This window comes from Streptomyces sp. NBC_01431 (genome assembly GCF_036231355.1).
Classification (GTDB): Bacteria; Actinomycetota; Actinomycetes; order Streptomycetales; family Streptomycetaceae; genus Streptomyces.
In genome coordinates this window covers 509,524-524,349 of the sequence record NZ_CP109497.1, presented here as the reverse complement: position 1 = coordinate 524,349, position 14,826 = coordinate 509,524, and the positions used below count along the sequence as shown (strand labels likewise).

Below are 14,826 nucleotides of genomic sequence, written 5' to 3'. Positions count from 1 at the left end.
TGAGCCCCAGGGCATGGGGCTTTCACCGTTGGTACCGCAGACCATGGACCCTTGGGGCGATGGCCTCGGCGAGCGCGAGCGCCGGCTGGAGGTTGGTGACGGCTTCCTCGCCGGCCTGGGGAGCGGCATCCTGGCGCCGCTTGTACTTCATGGTGCTGACCTTTCGAGGCAGGCGCGGGGATGGGGCGCCGGAAAGCGTTGCGTGTTCAGTTTCGGCAGCGCGGCGCGGCGACAGGTCGGCGGCGGAACTCTTGGCGGTGCGCCAGCACTGCTCGCGACAGTCCCCAAGGGCGCCGCGGCGCTTATTATCACTCCGGCGCCCCGCACGCCGCGGGTGCCGACGGCGCGAACCCCGTTGCCGGGCATGAACTTTCGGATGCGTAGACCGTCGGACTGAGTCTTCACACGGGCCGTGACTATCGGTTTCGATCTTCGTTGCAAAGGTGCGGGCACGCGCCCCTTTGACGTGTGGGAAGGACCGGGTTGACCAAGGAGTTACCGTCGGCTGCTACCGGCTTCGTCCTCTGCGGTCGCCTCCGATGTGAGACCCGCTGCCGTGTCGTCGTCCGACAGCGTCCCCGGCCCCGCTGTGACGGCTCGGCGGCCCTTGTCGGGCGCACCGAGACATCGAGCGCCGCCCCGACGTCCCGCTGGCTGGTGCGGCAACCGGACCCCGTGGCCCCAACCTCTGTGCGCTGCGTGGACCTGCGCAGGTGGCACTGCCTTACACCTACGACACTCATGCGCCCTACCCGAACCTGTGGCTGTGCGACGGAGAGCGGACCACCCAGCTGTCCGCGGCGGGGTAGGCCGCCGGGACACTGTCCGGGCTACGTCTGGCCGCGGGCGTCTGCCTGAGCTGCGCGGCCACGGAGGGCGTCGGGTTCCGGTGTCGTGGAGCGGCTTGGCGGGGCGGTCGCGTGAGGGTGATCTGGCGGACCAGCTGCTGGAAGCAGGCCAGCGCCGCGACGGCGGGAAGAGCGGACGCAGTCGCGGCAGCGATCGTTCTGGGTGTCTGGGCCACGCACAGGAGCGTGGCCAGGCTGGAGAACAGCAGGACAATGGACCAGGAATGGAGGGCCCGGCGCTGGTGCAGGGCGGATCTGAGGATGGACAGGGAGGCGACCGTCCATGGGCCGTAGATCAGCAGGGGCCACCAGATGACCACTTCACGGGCCGTGTGGGGCGCGGCGCTGTGGCGCAGGGCGTTGCAGATGGCCAACCCGCTGAGGATGCTCACCACAGCGGCGATGACGGCGACGAGCGCGGCGGTGAACAGACTGCCCGTCTGCAGCAGGGTCATCACCGGCGACTTCGACTGGTTCCGTCTGTGGCCGTGGGAGGGTGGTGCGGGCGAACGCCCGGCAGGGGCGTGCTGCAGCCCTGCGGCGAAGCCCAGCGTACTGGCCGTGTCACCGATGTTCTCGAAACCGGCCGGCATGAAGGGCTCCGGCGGCCCCAGTACGGCGCTCTCCTGGAGAAGGCCGGCGAGTTCCATGGCCGGATCCCATGGCTGATGTGCCTCGCCGGGCGGCCCGAGCATGTGCCCTGGCGAGACGTGCTGTAGCTGCTCTGGCAGGGCCCAGAAGGCGGAGGTCTCCGGCTGGGGGTGGGGGCCGTGGAAGTACGGGTATCCGTACGGCTCATACACGGGAGCTGCCACCCAAGCACTCGCGGACAGCCGGTGCGGAGGGTGCCGTCCTGCCCGGCCGTCTGCCGCACTCGAACTGGATCACGCTCATCGCATGGAGGAACTCCTCGAAGATCGAGGAGGGGTAGCTCAGATCGACTTCCAGGCTCTCGTGTCCCCACGTCGCGTTCCGGGTCTCGCTGCGGTCGGTTAAGCGTGGAGTGGAAGTCTCCTTGCCGATCCTGGTGACACCGGAGCGAATACTGCCTCCCCGCCTTCCTGCCCCTGCAGGCCTGCAGAAGGAGGCGGGGAGCTCTGCTGTTGTCATATTCCATAAACGCTGCCGGTGTTGGTCTGGGTGTGCGCCATCCGGGTGATGGTGGTCGATGCACATGCGCCCCGGCCTCCGGGGCACGGGGCACCAGCACCCGTACGCGATCCGAACTACTGAACTTGATTGGGTGATGTCGGATCCGTTCGCCTGGCGGTGCCGGGTCCGTTCCGGTAGCCCTTGGGCGTGAGATACGCACAGGGCGGCGGGCTGACCGACGCCGGGAGGGCGCGAGGGAGCGGGTCCGGCTGCAGGCCGTGGAACGCTTCGAGGGCAGGCAGAGGAACAGCGAGATCGCTGCCGCGCTGCGGGTCAGCGGTCCTCCGTATTTTGATCGGTCGGCTGATCGGGGAAGGGCTTCTACCACCGCGTTGGTGCGGTGCGGACCGGGACCGCGTTTGTGAACCCGCCCGCCGTGCCGTGGGACCGTCCCGAATTCGAGTTTCGCATTCCTTCGGGGTGACGCGGTGTGCCGGTGGGTGGGGCACCGGCTTCGCCTGCATGGTGACTGGCTTGCAGCAGCCGCTGGACGCCCCGCGTTCCGTGTGTGCCGTCGCCTCTGCCCTGGCGTGGTGATCGCCTGCGCCAGCGGCCTCCCCGGCGAATTCCTCACCTCCGGCACCCCTCAGAGCACGCCCCCGGGACGCAGCGGCACGAATAGTCGGCATGCCGACACAGGAAAGGAAAATGACAACGTCACAGTCCGTTTCACCGGTCCGCGCGCACGACGGCATGGCACATGATCGACAAGTCGTGTCCCATGGCAGCCTTCGGATCTGACAACGACGTGGATCCGGAGGAAACCCGCGCATGACGGTGATCATCAATCCCACAGTGAGGAGACGCCGTCTGGGGGCCGAACTGCGCCGCCTCCGCCAGGACAGCGGGCTGAAGAGCACGGAAGTGGCCGAGCGGCTCATGGTCTCTCAGCCCAAGATCAGCCATATGGAGAACGGTCGCCGTGCCATCAGCCCCCGCGATGTACGCGACCTCTGCGCCATCTACGGGGTGACGGACCAGCAGGTCGTCGACTCCCTGATGCACATGGCCCAGGAGTCGGGAAAGCAGGGATGGTGGAGCGCCTACGGCGAGCACCCCCACAGCGTCCATATCGGCCTCGAGACGGACGCCGCCTCGATCCATGCCTACGAGCCCATGGTGATCCCCAGTCTGCTGCAGACCCCTGCCTACGCCAGTGCCGTCATCGAGGAAACGATTCCCCCGGTCACTGCCGAACAGGCCGCCAGACGCCTCAAGGTGCTGCTGCGCCGTCAGCACCGGATCTACCACCCCACCTCCCCGCTGCGTCTGTGGGTCGTCCTGGAGGAATCGGCACTGCGCCGTGTCGTCGGCGGTCCCGACGTCATGCGTGAGCAGTTGGAGCATCTGAATGCACTCGGTGCCGAGCCGCACATCACCGTGCGAGTCCTCCCCTACACGGTGGGCGCCCACCCGGGCCTCTCAGGACAGTTCTCCATCCTGCGGTTCGCCGACAGCCCGCAGACAGGGGTGGTGTACCTGGAACGCTTCACCAGCGACCTTTACCTGGAAAGACAGTCTGCCGTACAGCAGTACGCCATGATGTACGACCACCTCCAGGCCCGAGCCCTCAGCCCAGACAGCACCCACGACTTCATCACCGACGCCACCAAGTCACACATCGACCTGCAAGCCACCCCTGAGTACTCTGACGGCCTCACCGAGGGAGTTGCGCCCAACATGCTCTCCAGTTCTTCGTCCGGGGTTCGGTGAGGGACAGGGATGTTCTGACCTGGGGCGGAGCGACAAGGCGATCGTGCAGAGCGGCACCGCCCACCTCGGTCAGACCCCCGCCAACGCAGGCAAGGTCCTCAAGGCCGTCGCCGACGAACTCGGGGTCGAGGCCACCGCAGAGGCCCTGGCCGGCGTCGACCCCGAAGAACTGCTCAAAGCACAGAACATCATCAGCGCCGACGTAAGCCAAAGCCCGGCCTCGGGCAAGTACGGCCCGAGCACCATGGCCTCCTGCGGCCTGGCCTTCATGCCCGTCGTCGACGGCGACGTGCTGCCCCGGTGTCCCATCGACGCCATCGCCGACGGCGCGGGCAGCAACGTCCCGCTGCTGATGGGCACCACTACCGAGGAGTTCCGCCTCTTCATCGTCACCACCGTCCTGGTGGGCTGGAACCTTCCCGTCCTGTACGACAAGCACCTGAAGGCATACAGCGTCCCCGCCGGATCCTGGGACGAATACAAGAAGGGGCGGCACCAACGCCTACCCCCGCGACGCCGCCTCCGGAGTGGCATGCGCGCTGCTGAGCGACCGCATGTTCCGTATCCCCACCTACCGCATCGGCGAAGCCCGCGCCACCGACGCCGCCGCCCCCACCCACCTGTACGAATTCGGCTGGCGCTCCCCGGTCACCCCCAACAACCTGCAGGTCAAGATCGGCTCCTGCCACAGCGTCGACCTGCCCTTCGCCTGGGACACCCTCGCCCTGCCCGACAGCCAGAAGCTCACCGGCCCGAACCCGCCCCAGGCCCTGGCCACAGCCCCCTCCACCAAGCCTGGGCCGACTTCGCCAAGACAGGACAGGTCTCCTGGGACGCCTACGACACCACCAAACGCCCCGTCATGACCTACGCCCGCAACAACAACGCCACCACCAACCAGGTCGTTGAGGACCCACGCGAGAGCGAACGCGAATGGTGGGACGGCCACCCCGCCACCAGCTGACCCCAGGCGGCCCAACCGCCGTTCGCCTCACCCATCTCATCGTGGCCCCCGCCGACAGCGGGGGCCACTTCCCCATTCAGCAGCGAGCTTCGAGCACCACCACCGCGATCACCAGGCCCAACACGTCAACGGCCAGGCCGTGCTTGCGGCCCGGTGTTTCTTGCCGCATCACGCCCCGTCGACTCAGCCGGGACCCCGGCCGCCGCGTGCACGCTCTGCGGGTCGAGCACCGCCAGGCTCGGGTCCGCCTTCCGCCTCGCCTTCTCCCACACCTGCCAGCGCAGCAGGTCGTGAATGGCGTGGCCGATGCCGCCGTCGCGCCGCTCGGTGAAGTAGTACCTCACCGCGCCGCCCGGCGGCAGGTCGTGCGGAATCAGATCGCAACGTCGGCGAGCAGCCGTCAGGCCGTCGGTGCCGAGGCAGCCCGAGCGAAGCGGCGAGGCTAGTCAACACCTCCCACACACCGGGGGAACCTCACTGGGGGAGCGTGGGTGGTTACTGGTGCCGTGACCTCGGCCGGTGACAGGCGCTATTGGGGTTGGCACGCGTGCACCGGTGTCCTGTGGTTCCGCGGCTGCTTTCCTCGGCTCAAGCTGGGGGACCACAACGCGTTCGGCCGCGGTGACCGACTGCCATGGCAGACGGCCACTGGTTTCCCCTCAGAGACCAGGGGCCGTCGAAGTCAGGCAGCAACATCCACTGAGCCAGGGCGCCGCCGTTCGGGCTTGCGGCCGGCCAACAGACCGGGACAGAAGGCAGGTCTGCGCGCTGGACGGGTGGGGCTGCCGGACCTGGCACCCAACCACGGTGCTCTACCCGGTCCGGCAGCCCGGAGGGCGACGCCGAAGGCATCTGCGGCCCTGACGAGGGCTGAAAGCCGTGATGCACCGAGCGGCCAGCGAGTTAGATTTCCGGTCGTGCAGCGGCACCAAGTGTCGGCCTCAGCCGGTATGTCCCGACTGCGGAGGTACCAGTGCAGCCTCTGCGGGAGTCGGAGTCTGTGCCTCCCTGACGTCGGCCCACGGGACAACTCGCCGCGACAGCTGCCCCAAGTACCGGTAGAAGCGGTCCGGAAGGAACACGGTGTCCGCGACGATCATGGCGCCGGAGAAGAGCGGCAGGCCCAGGAACACCGCGATACCCAGGTGCATGCCCAACAGCATCGTCAGGACGGGGTACTTGAGCCTGCCGAACAGGACGAACGGGAAGGCCACCTGCAACAGCACCGTCAGGCAGCAGGCGATGGCGATCAGTACGTCGTGTTCGTCCGCCATGGCGGAGAGCTCGGGCCAGGGCTGGAACAGGTCGAGGTGCAGGGCGTAATGGAGGGCGGTGCCGTTGCCCCAGGAGGCACCCTGCACCTTGTACAGGCCCGCGGATCCGTAGAGGAAGCAGACCTGGGCGGCGATGACGAGCATGCCGCAGTTGTGCAGCACGGTGACCACTGTCAGGCGCGCGTCACGGAAGTGGCGTCGCAGCTCGCCGGATGGCTGGTCCAGCGGAAGCCGGGGAGTCTTGTCGGCGGATGCTCGGAGCCGGGTTCTGCGCGCGTCGAGGGAGCAGCGTCGGCCGCATGCGGTGAAGACGAGGTAGAGGGCCATGAGGAGGATGAGGGTGTCCCCTCCGTCCGTCATGAAGATCGCCCTGGCGTGGAACGACGTCACTACGACCGCGAAGAGCACGGACACCGCTCTGGTCCGCCAGCCCAGCATGAACAGTGCGCAGGTGACGAGGGCTGCCGTGTAGCAGACTTCGAAGTAGGCGCGGCTGTCGGACAGGGTGAGGATGCTGGCCCACCCGGTCTGGTCGAAGAGCTGTTTGGCCAGTGTCGGCGTCCACGGTGAGCCGGGACCCCAGATCTCGTCGCGGTGGGGAAACTCGCGTAGCAGGAAGGCGAAGTAGAGGAATCCGTACCCGATGCGTAGAACCGCCGCGGCGTACAGGGAGATCGGCTGCTCCAGCAGGAGCGTGAGGAGCGCAGCGACACGGGCCGGCATGTGCTGCGGTGTGTGTGCGCTCGCCCGTTCGGTGCCGTGTCCGGGCTGCGACGGCGGGGTTGCCGGGGCCGATGTCTGCTCAGCCTGTTGCATGGCGGGCCACCTTCCACCAGGGCAGGTAACGGGTGTCGGTGGGCCGTGGTGCGGCCGTGCCGGGACCGGGGCCGCCCGCTGTGGGCGGCGCGGCGATGGGCAGGGTGATCACGCGCAGTTGGATGGACTCGAATGTGCCGTGGCGATGGGCGGTGAGGCGATCGGCTGCGATGTTGCGCAGGTATTGCTGGATCATCAGAGCGCGTTGTGAGTGCGGATGGTCGTCGCCGCCGTGTGTTTCGAGGTAGGAAGTCCAGGCCCGGCGCAGCATGTTCTGTGCTGTGTGGCTGGGGAAGGGGTCGTGTTTCACTGCAGATGTGTCGACGGCGGTCAGGTCGAACCAGCCACTGACGTGGGCGGTGCCGTCCGGGGCGGTGTGCATGGTCCGCGCCGAAATCTGCCGGTTGACCGACTCCGGGTCCGGGGCGAAGAGCCGCCAGTTCTGCTCGAACAACGGGAAGACCCAGGCGTTGACCTGCCGGCTGTACTGCCGGGAGAGGGGATTCGGTGGTGCCACTTGCAGGAATACCAGGAGCACATGTACCAGGGCCGCTGCCAGGCACAGGACCACGGCGACTTGTACTCCGGCCTTCAGGGCGACGGGTGGCTCTGAAGATGCTTGGAACGCAGTCGGTCTCCCGTCCCCCCTCTGTACGGTCGGCCTAGCGCCCGCCTGGTCCGATTCGTCAGCGTCTGCTGACGCAATGCCACCCTGCACGGCCCCATCCGGTCCTTCCGTCCCGACTTCTCTCACCTGGTTCTCCTGAGCTTCCGCTTGCGGCGTGCGGCGGAATCGATGACGATCCGCGCCGCACGCCGCCTGTCCTACTCGCGCACGTGAGTGGTTGCGTCCGAGCACTCACCCCGCCGGAGTGGGTTGCGCATGCTAGGCAGGATCACAGCCGTAGCTGTCGTCCTGGCCGTACTCGTCGCCGTAATCGTTGTGGTCGGGTTTGCAGCCATAGCCGTTCCCCCCGGTGGTCCCGGACGTGGTGGCGCCGGTGGTGCCGGCCGTGGTGGCACCGGTAGTTCCGGCCGTGGTGGCGCCGGTAGTTCCGGACGTCGTCGCGCCGGTGGTGCCGGACGTCGTCGCGCCGGTGGTGCCGGACGTGGTGGCACCGGTAGTTCCGGACGTGGTGGCGCCGGTGGTGCCGGACGTCGTCGCGCCGGTGGTGCCGGCCGTGGTGGCACCGGTAGTTCCGGACGTCGTCGCGCCGGTAGTTCCGGACGTGGTGGCACCGGTAGTTCCGGCCGTCGTGGCACCGGTAGTTCCGGCCGTCGTCGCGCCGGTAGTTCCGGACGTGGTGGCACCGGTAGTTCCGGCCGTCGTCGCGCCGGTAGTTCCGGACGTGGTGGCGCCGGTGGTGCCGGACGTCGTCGCACCGGTAGTTCCGGCCGCGCACTGCGGCCGGGTGATTGTGTTGGTGTCCAGCGTCACGGCACCGTTACGGGCCAGCGCTCGTCCCTCGATGGTCGCGCTCGTGGTGGCGGTGATCGAGGTCATGGCCAGGATGTTGCCCACGAAGGCGGTGCTGGTGCCGAGGGTGGCCGAACTGCCGATCTTCCAGAACACATTGCACGGTGAGGCGCCGTTGATGAGGGATACGCGGCTGCTGGACGCCGTCGTCAGGCCCGAACCGATCTGGAAGACCCAGACGGCGTTGGGGTTCCCCTGGGCATCCAGGGTGAGGGTGCCGGTGAGTCCGAGAGTGGAGGAGGCGGTGTAGACGCCCGGAACCAGCGTCAGGCCACCGGCGTCCGGGGGAAGTGCCCCGTCGGAGGGCTGCCCGGCAGCGTCGTTGTACGCCGTGATCAGGTCGGTCTGGGCGTCCTGAGCGACAGTGTCCGCAGAGTGCTGGGTCCCGTTCACCACGGCGGGCGGCCCGTATCCGCTGATGGACGTTCCCGGCGACACTCCGACATCTCCGGTGATCACCGAGGGGCCGGTATTGGTGGTTGCCGAACCGGCCAGTACCGCGAAGCTGTCCGCCCTGCCCAGATCTACAAACGTGGCGAGGGCACTTGCCTGTGTCGGCGACACAGCGACTACGACAGCGGAGATCACCACGGCAAGTAGCGCCGCGGTCCATACCGACAAAGTGCGCCGCAGAGGCGCGACAGGGATATTGAGCGTCATCGAAGGGCCAGCTCCTGTGAGGGGGGATGGAGACGTATTTGGCGGTTCTCGGTCACACGGAATCGCCTGTCTCTGCCGCTGGAATATTACGCAGACGCATGCCTCAACTTGTAACTCATACGCGTGGTTTCGCCCAACCTGGCGAGCCGATCACAAATGCTCAGAAAATTTTTAATAGGCCGAATGGTCGTACCTGCTTAGTCGAAACAGCCGACACGGTGACGTCACTTCCCAGGTCAGCCCAGGCAGCAATGAAATTCATGCATCCGCAGCCCCTCGGCCGAGACCGCCCTCATCCGACCCCCGACGCCTCACCGGCGTGTTGAGAAAATGAGCAGCTCCGCGATTCTCTCCGGAGGAGAGCCGTAACTGGCGGAGCGGAAGGAACACCGCGAGAAGACCACGAAGGCTTTGCATGAGACCAGGGAGGGGGACCGACCTCTGCGCGTCACCGGAGCGGTACTTCCCCGCAATCCAGGTACCGCGAAGAGGACTTCACCACAGCCGCACCCGTCTTTCGGTGACGGCCCGATCCGTTGACTAGGCCAACGGCAAGGATCGCCCTGACGCACCAAGGCCCTCGGCGCATGGAAGCACCGAGGAATAAGAGCACGGCAGACGTCAGTGATCATTTGGAAGGGCAGCCCATCCACCGCCAGACTGTGGCGTATGAGATCCACGACGCCGCCCTGCGTGCTCGAACAAGGCCACGTCACGGTGCGCGACATGGTGACCCGGCAGCCCGGGCCCACCGATGGCCCGGACTATCCCATGTGCGGCGCCGTGTCTCGTCATGCGGTGCGCTCGGCGCCCGGCGTTACGCCCGCGGTGTTGGCGTCATGACGACCGCGGTCGTCGTCGGTGGAGGGCCCAACGGGCTCGCCGCCGCGGCCCTCCTCGCGCGGGATGGCCTGGACGTCACGCTGCTGGAGGCCGCCGACGAGGTCGGCGGCGGCACGCGCAGCCACGAGGCGATCCTGCCCGGCCTGCTGCACGACCACTGTTCGGCCATCCACCCCATGGCCGTCACCTCGCCCGCGCTCCGGGCCCTCGGCCTCGAACGCCACGGGCTGCGCTGGCGGCTGCCGGAGATCGACTGTGTGCACCCGCTGGACGACGGGACGGCCGGGTCCTGCTGCGCTCCGTCACGGAGACCGCCGCCGGGCTTGGCCCGGACGGCCGCCGCTACCGGGCCCTCGTGGAGCCCTTGGTGCGGCGCTGGGACGCCCTCGCGCACGACGTGATGGGTCCGCTGCTGCGGATCCCGGCGCACCCACTGCTGCTCGCCCGGTTCGGCCTCCCGGCCGTGCTGCCTCCCGCGGTCCTCGCGAGCCTCTTCCGGACCCCGCAGGCCCAGGCTCTGTGGGCCGGGGTGGCGGCGCACGCGTTCCGGCCGTTCTGGGACCCGCTCGTCTCGGCGATCGGGCTCGGCATCCTCACCTCCGGCCACGCCGCCGGGTGGGCCGTCGCCGAGGGCGGCTCGCAGTCCATCGCCCGCAGCATGGCCGCGGCTCTCCTCGCCGCCGGCGGCACGATCGAGACCGGCGTGCGGATCACCACCCGGCGGCAGATCCCGCCCGCTGACGTGACTCTGCTCGTCCTCGACCCCGGCCAGGTCGCCGCCCTCTACGGCGACAGGCTGCCCGCCCGCGTGACGGGCGCGTACCGGCGCTTCCGCCGTGGCCCTGGCGCCTTCAAGGTGGACCTGGCCGTCGAGGGCGGCGTGCCTTGGAGGGACGAGCGGGCACGACGGGCCGGGACCGTGCACCTCGGTGGGCCGCTCGCCGAAGTGGCCCGGACGGAACGGGACGTGACGCAGGGCCGGATGCCCGAGCGGCCCTTCGTCCTGGTCGGCCAGCAGTACCTTGCCGACCCCTCCCGGTCGGTGGGCGACGTCCACCCCGTCTGGGCGTACGCCCATGTCCCGCACGGCTACGACGGGGACGCCACGGAGGCGATCCTCCGGCAGCTCGAACGCTTCGCCCCCGGCGTACACGAGCGAATCGTGGGCCGACACATCACCCACCCCGCCGACTTCGAAGCGGCCAACCCCAACTTCACCGGCGGCGACATCCTCACCGGAGCGAAGACAGTTTCCCAGCTCCTCCTGGGCGCCCGCCCGGCGCTGGACCCCTATGCCACTGGCCTGCCCGGAGTGTTCCTGTGCTCAGCGGCCACCCCACCCGGCCCTGGGGTGCACGGCATGTGCGGCGCCGGGGCGGCGGCATCAGCACTGCGCCACCTGGGGGCCGCCCGACCTGGCAGGTTCAGGAGCGCTCCCAGGACTCGCGCACGTAGAGGCGCTCCTCGCTCGTGCCGCCCAGGCCATTGGGGACCTGCTCGGACCTCGGGTTCCAGCCCACGGCGCCGTTGACCTTGCGGCCGAGTTCAATCAGACGGTTGCGCGGCCTCCGTCCACGTGCGGTAGGTGCCCCGGGCCGCTACGAGCGATGCCCCCGCCCTCCCCGAGCTGAACATCTGCCGCTCGATCCCACAAGGTGGGCCGTCATCTGATGACGGCCCACCTGGATAGCCCGTGGCCGACCCGGCCCACTCCAGTGCGAGGCCGGCCAGTTACCCGAGCATGTCCACCGTGACCCTCCCACACCGCGCCTTCGTATTCGTCAGGAACACTCCCAGCGACCTCGGGGATCTGTACGCTCACCGGTGTAATTGATGATCATGGAAGAGACATCAAGTGACTGACACCGTGACCGAGTCCGTGACCGTCGATGACCAGGCGGGACCGTCGTTGGATGCCGCGACGGTCGAGCAGAAGCTCATCGCCAGCTCGTCGCGCAGGCCCGGAGTAAGGGTCTGCAGCTGACCGGTGAGGGCGGGCTGCTGCAGCAGCTGACCAAGACGGTGCTGGAGTCCGCCCTGGAGGGCGGGATCACCGGCCATCTCGGCTGCGACAAGCACGACCCGGCGGGCAAGGACGGCGGCAACTCCCGCAACGGCACCCGCTCCAAGACGGTGCTGACCGACATCGGGCCGGTCGAGATCGACGTGCCGCGGGACCGGGACGGTTCCTTCGAGCCGGCCATCGTCAAGAAGCGGCAGCGCCGTCAGGCCGGCGTCGACGAGATGGTCCTGTCGCTGTCCGCGAAGGGTCTCACGCACGGCGGGATCTCCTCGCGCCTGGCCGAGGTCTACGGCGCGAACGTGTATCGCTGCGGCCGTGGGCGCCGCCCCCGCGTCATGCGGTGATTCCTTCCTCGTCCGCCGGACAGCTGTCGTCCGCGGCCGCCCGGGGCACCGGCACCGGGGTGGCGGGTGCGTGGCAGGTGTAGGCGCTGGCGTCGAAGCGGCTGAGCCGACGGACGAGCCGGCCGGTGGACCAGGGCCAGCAGAAGGTGTTCCGCCCGCTGGGGGTGAAGTAGTAGCTGGAGCAGCCGCCCACGTTGTACACGGTGGTCCTGAGCGCCTCCTGCACCGAGGTGTTGTACGCGGCCTGGGCGGCCGGCCGCACATCCATGGAGGTGTAGCCGCCGAGCCGGAGGTGCTTCAACGCGGCGCACAGGTAGGTGAGTTGGGCTTCGAGGACGCTGATGGCGGAGGTGGAGCCGGCCAGGAGGTTGGGGCCCAGGAGGAGGAAGAGGTTGGGAAACCCGCTGATGCTGGTGCCGAGGTAGGCCTGGGGTCCGTCCTCGTCCCACGTCTCGTGCAGCGTCCCGGCGTTCACGCCGTGCACGCTCCGGGCGAGCGGCAGCTCGCCGATGCGGAAGCCCGTGGCGGTGATCAGCACGTCGGCCTCGGTGCCGGTGCCGTCGGCACCGATGACACTCCTGCCGCGGACCGCGCTGACGGCGGTGGGGTGAAGATGGACGTGCGGCTGGGTCAGCGCCGGGTAGAACGTGCTCGACGTCAGCAGGCGTTTGCAGCCCAGCCGGTAATCGGGCGTCAGCGCCTGGCGCAGCGCCCGGTCACGGACCGCGAGGCGCAGATGGGCGCGGGCCGCGGCCTGTACCGGGCCGACGAGCCGCGGGTGGCGGAAGGCGTAGCCGAACCCCTCCTGCAGCCCGTACTGGCAGGCCCGGATGGTGCGTTGCACGCCGGGAAGATGAGCCAGACACCAGTGCAGAGCGGGGGGAACCGGCAGGTCGGGTCTGGGCAGCAGCCACTGGGCGGTGCGCTGGAAGAGGTGCACCGCCGCCGCCTGGGCCTGGATGGCGGGGATGATCTGAACGGCGGAGGCACCACTGCCGACCACAGCCACGCGCCGGCCGGTGAGGTCCACGGAATGGTCCCATTCGGCGGTATGGAACACGGGTCCGGGGAACTCGCCGAGCCCCGGCACGTCGAGCCGCCGCGGCTCGTGCCACGGCCCGGTGGCCAGGACCAACGCCTTGGCGCTGTAGGCGCCGTCGGTGGTTTCCAGCTGCCAGCGCGCCCCGTCCCACCAGGCCCGCAGGACCTGGACACCGCACCGCAATACGTCCCCGACTCCGTACCGGTCGGCGGTCACCCGCAGATAGCCGTGGATCTCCCGCTGCCCGGCAAAGGTCCTGCTCCAGTCCGGGTTCGGGGCGAACGAGTAGGAATACAGCGAGGACGGCACATCGCACGCACACCCCGGATAGGTGTTCTCCCGCCAGGTGCCCCCGATGTGCGGAGCCTTCTCCAGCACCAGAAGGTCACGTACACCTTCCTGGCGCAACCGGATGGCCGCACCGATACCGGAGAACCCCGCACCGACCACCAGCACCTGCACGTCCCTGCCCGCTCGGGCATCGCACGGCGGCTCAGGCACAAGTGACACGGATACTCCAGGGGCAGCGGGACCACGCACCACCCTCCATGGGGCCGGTGACAGCACCAGTGTGCGGGAGGCGGGGATACGGACCGCCAAGATCTCGGCGTACGCCACTCATTTGGTTGACCAACGGCAACAGGCGTATCCGACAAGGTGTTTGAGCCCAGAGCCCACACTCTGACGAGTACAGCGCGCCCCGGGCCTCACCCGATCCCCGTCTACGGCTTGTCGATGACCCGTGGGTCCGTACTGGACGGGCCGACCGGGCTCGGTGTGGACGGGGGTGGTTCGCTGATGCCCGGGGTGTGGGCGGGCGGTGCCGGAGCCGGGTTCAACGGGCTGCCTGGCACCAGCAGGCACACGGCCACCACGGTCGCAGCCACACCGAGCGCGGCGAAGGCAACCCTGCGCACCCGGGCCACTCCCCAACTGCGGCCCCGCGGAGGGTCGTCGCGGCGCAGATCGCTGTGCGTGACAAGTGCGCCGCGGGCGGCCAGCGCGGCGCGCACCCGGTCGTCGGTCGCGAACCGGCGGTCTTCGGCATCCGGGTTCATCGGCCCGCCCCCAGCTTCTTCTCCAGAATGTCCAGCGCGCGGCTCGCGGTGGACTTCACCGTGCCGCGCGCCAGTCCCAGCGTCTGCGCGATCTGCGCCTCGGACAGCTCCGACCAGTATCGCAACACCAGCACCTCTCGCTGACGCTGCGTCAATTGTGCTAGAGCGTCCAGGACTTGGCGGTGCTCCTCGGCGAGCAGCAGTCCCTCGTCCACCGGCGGTCCGTAGCCCTGGTGGGGCGGGGTGTAGGCGCGTGAGGTACGGCGTCGGCGCAGCACGGAGCGGGCCGCGTTGACCACGGCGGTACGCAGATAGGCCCCGGGGTCCTGGAGGCCGTCCAGCGAGGTGCCGTACGTGCGGCAGACGGCGGCGAAGGCATCCTGGACGACGTCCTCGGCGGTGGGCAGATCGTCCACCAGGAAGAGCGCGAGCCGCACCATGTCGAGCCGCCGCGCCCGGTACAGCTCGGTCAGCGTGGGCGGCGGCTCATCGTCGTACGGCGTATCGAGTGCCCGCAGATGACGGCCCCGGACCGGCCTGTCCTCGGTCCGGGGCATGCGGGAGAGCAGCCGCGACCACCAGGGATGCGCTGCGGGGATGGAGTACTGCATG

The 14,826-nt window shown here is 68.8% G+C and carries 11 protein-coding genes and 5 pseudogenes; 7 read left to right on the top strand and 9 right to left on the bottom strand.

What is annotated here, in order from left to right; all coding sequences use genetic code 11:
* Positions 1–22: 22 nt before the first annotated feature.
* Together OG522_RS39760 and OG522_RS39755 are read right to left on the bottom strand one after the other, a co-directional pair.
* Positions 23–151 (bottom strand): hypothetical protein, encoded by a 129-nt coding sequence (locus tag OG522_RS39760; protein WP_329468343.1) that lies wholly within the window; start codon positions 149–151, stop codon positions 23–25.
* A 597-nt stretch (positions 152–748) separates the two neighbouring features.
* Complete coding sequence (locus OG522_RS39755; protein ID WP_329468341.1) at positions 749–1,663, bottom strand: hypothetical protein; 915 nt, start codon at positions 1,661–1,663, stop codon at positions 749–751.
* A gap of 484 nt (positions 1,664–2,147) precedes the next feature.
* Between OG522_RS39755 and OG522_RS41465 the strand changes: the two are divergent.
* From OG522_RS41465 to OG522_RS39740, 4 genes and pseudogenes are all read left to right on the top strand, one after another.
* A pseudogene (locus tag OG522_RS41465) lies at positions 2,148–2,317 on the top strand (IS630 family transposase); the annotation flags it as partial.
* 2 nt (positions 2,318–2,319) lie between these two features.
* Positions 2,320–2,424, top strand: a pseudogene (locus OG522_RS39750) (GNAT family N-acetyltransferase); the annotation flags it as partial.
* Between the two features lie 347 nt (positions 2,425–2,771).
* Complete coding sequence (locus OG522_RS39745) at positions 2,772–3,713, top strand: helix-turn-helix domain-containing protein (protein ID WP_329468340.1); 942 nt, start codon at positions 2,772–2,774, stop codon at positions 3,711–3,713.
* 43 nt (positions 3,714–3,756) lie between these two features.
* Positions 3,757–4,677, top strand: a complete 921-nt coding sequence (locus tag OG522_RS39740; RefSeq protein ID WP_329468338.1) for a carboxylesterase family protein — start codon at positions 3,757–3,759, stop codon at positions 4,675–4,677.
* A gap of 85 nt (positions 4,678–4,762) precedes the next feature.
* Here the strand turns inward: OG522_RS39740 and OG522_RS39735 are convergent.
* The 4 genes and pseudogenes from OG522_RS39735 to OG522_RS39720 form a co-directional block, all read right to left on the bottom strand.
* A pseudogene (locus tag OG522_RS39735) lies at positions 4,763–5,054 on the bottom strand (IS5/IS1182 family transposase); the annotation flags it as partial.
* A 564-nt stretch (positions 5,055–5,618) separates the two neighbouring features.
* Positions 5,619–6,674, bottom strand: coding sequence for an HTTM domain-containing protein (locus tag OG522_RS39730; protein WP_329468642.1), 1,056 nt, complete (start codon positions 6,672–6,674; stop codon positions 5,619–5,621).
* Positions 6,675–6,753: 79 nt separating this feature from the next.
* Positions 6,754–7,284 carry a DUF5819 family protein gene (locus OG522_RS39725; protein WP_329468337.1) on the bottom strand — a complete coding sequence of 177 codons (531 nt, stop codon included), beginning with the start codon at positions 7,282–7,284 and terminating at the stop codon, positions 6,754–6,756.
* A 369-nt stretch (positions 7,285–7,653) separates the two neighbouring features.
* Complete coding sequence (locus OG522_RS39720; RefSeq protein WP_329468336.1) at positions 7,654–8,808, bottom strand: ice-binding family protein; 1,155 nt, start codon at positions 8,806–8,808, stop codon at positions 7,654–7,656.
* A 935-nt stretch (positions 8,809–9,743) separates the two neighbouring features.
* On the opposite strand from OG522_RS39720, the pseudogene OG522_RS39715 reads away from it, so the two are divergent.
* From OG522_RS39715 to OG522_RS39705, 3 genes and pseudogenes are all read left to right on the top strand, one after another.
* Positions 9,744–11,152 (top strand): annotated as a pseudogene (locus OG522_RS39715) (phytoene desaturase family protein); the annotation flags it as partial.
* A gap of 450 nt (positions 11,153–11,602) precedes the next feature.
* A complete protein-coding gene (locus OG522_RS39710) occupies positions 11,603–11,731 on the top strand; it encodes a hypothetical protein (protein ID WP_329468334.1) in 129 nt (42 codons plus the stop codon).
* Positions 11,677–12,072: pseudogene (locus OG522_RS39705) on the top strand (transposase); the annotation flags it as partial. The gene OG522_RS39710 and the pseudogene OG522_RS39705, both read left to right, overlap by 55 nt.
* A 31-nt stretch (positions 12,073–12,103) precedes the next feature.
* On the opposite strand, the gene OG522_RS39700 reads toward OG522_RS39705, so the two are convergent.
* The 3 genes from OG522_RS39700 to OG522_RS39690 form a co-directional block, all read right to left on the bottom strand.
* Entirely contained in the window at positions 12,104–13,666 is a 1,563-nt protein-coding gene (locus OG522_RS39700) for a flavin-containing monooxygenase (RefSeq protein ID WP_329468333.1), read from the bottom strand.
* Between the two features lie 212 nt (positions 13,667–13,878).
* Positions 13,879–14,214 carry a hypothetical protein gene (locus tag OG522_RS39695; RefSeq protein ID WP_329468332.1) on the bottom strand — a complete coding sequence of 112 codons (336 nt, stop codon included), beginning with the start codon at positions 14,212–14,214 and terminating at the stop codon, positions 13,879–13,881.
* Positions 14,211–14,825 (bottom strand): RNA polymerase sigma factor, encoded by a 615-nt coding sequence (locus OG522_RS39690; protein WP_329468331.1) that lies wholly within the window; start codon positions 14,823–14,825, stop codon positions 14,211–14,213. Before OG522_RS39690 ends, OG522_RS39695 begins: the two co-directional genes overlap by 4 nt.
* Position 14,826 lies beyond the last annotated feature (1 nt).

What these genes read in the sequence shown, in the direction of transcription:
- OG522_RS39760 (WP_329468343.1), bottom strand. Translation starts at nt 151, where the DNA reads ATGAAGTACAAGCGGCGCCAGGATGCCGCTCCCCAGGCCGGCGAGGAA.
- OG522_RS39745 (WP_329468340.1), top strand. Translation starts at nt 2,772, where the DNA reads ATGACGGTGATCATCAATCCCACAGTGAGGAGACGCCGTCTGGGGGCC.
- OG522_RS39730 (WP_329468642.1), bottom strand. Translation starts at nt 6,674, where the DNA reads ATGCCGGCCCGTGTCGCTGCGCTCCTCACGCTCCTGCTGGAGCAGCCG.
- OG522_RS39695 (WP_329468332.1), bottom strand. Translation starts at nt 14,214, where the DNA reads ATGAACCCGGATGCCGAAGACCGCCGGTTCGCGACCGACGACCGGGTG.
- OG522_RS39690 (WP_329468331.1), bottom strand. Translation starts at nt 14,825, where the DNA reads ATGCAGTACTCCATCCCCGCAGCGCATCCCTGGTGGTCGCGGCTGCTC.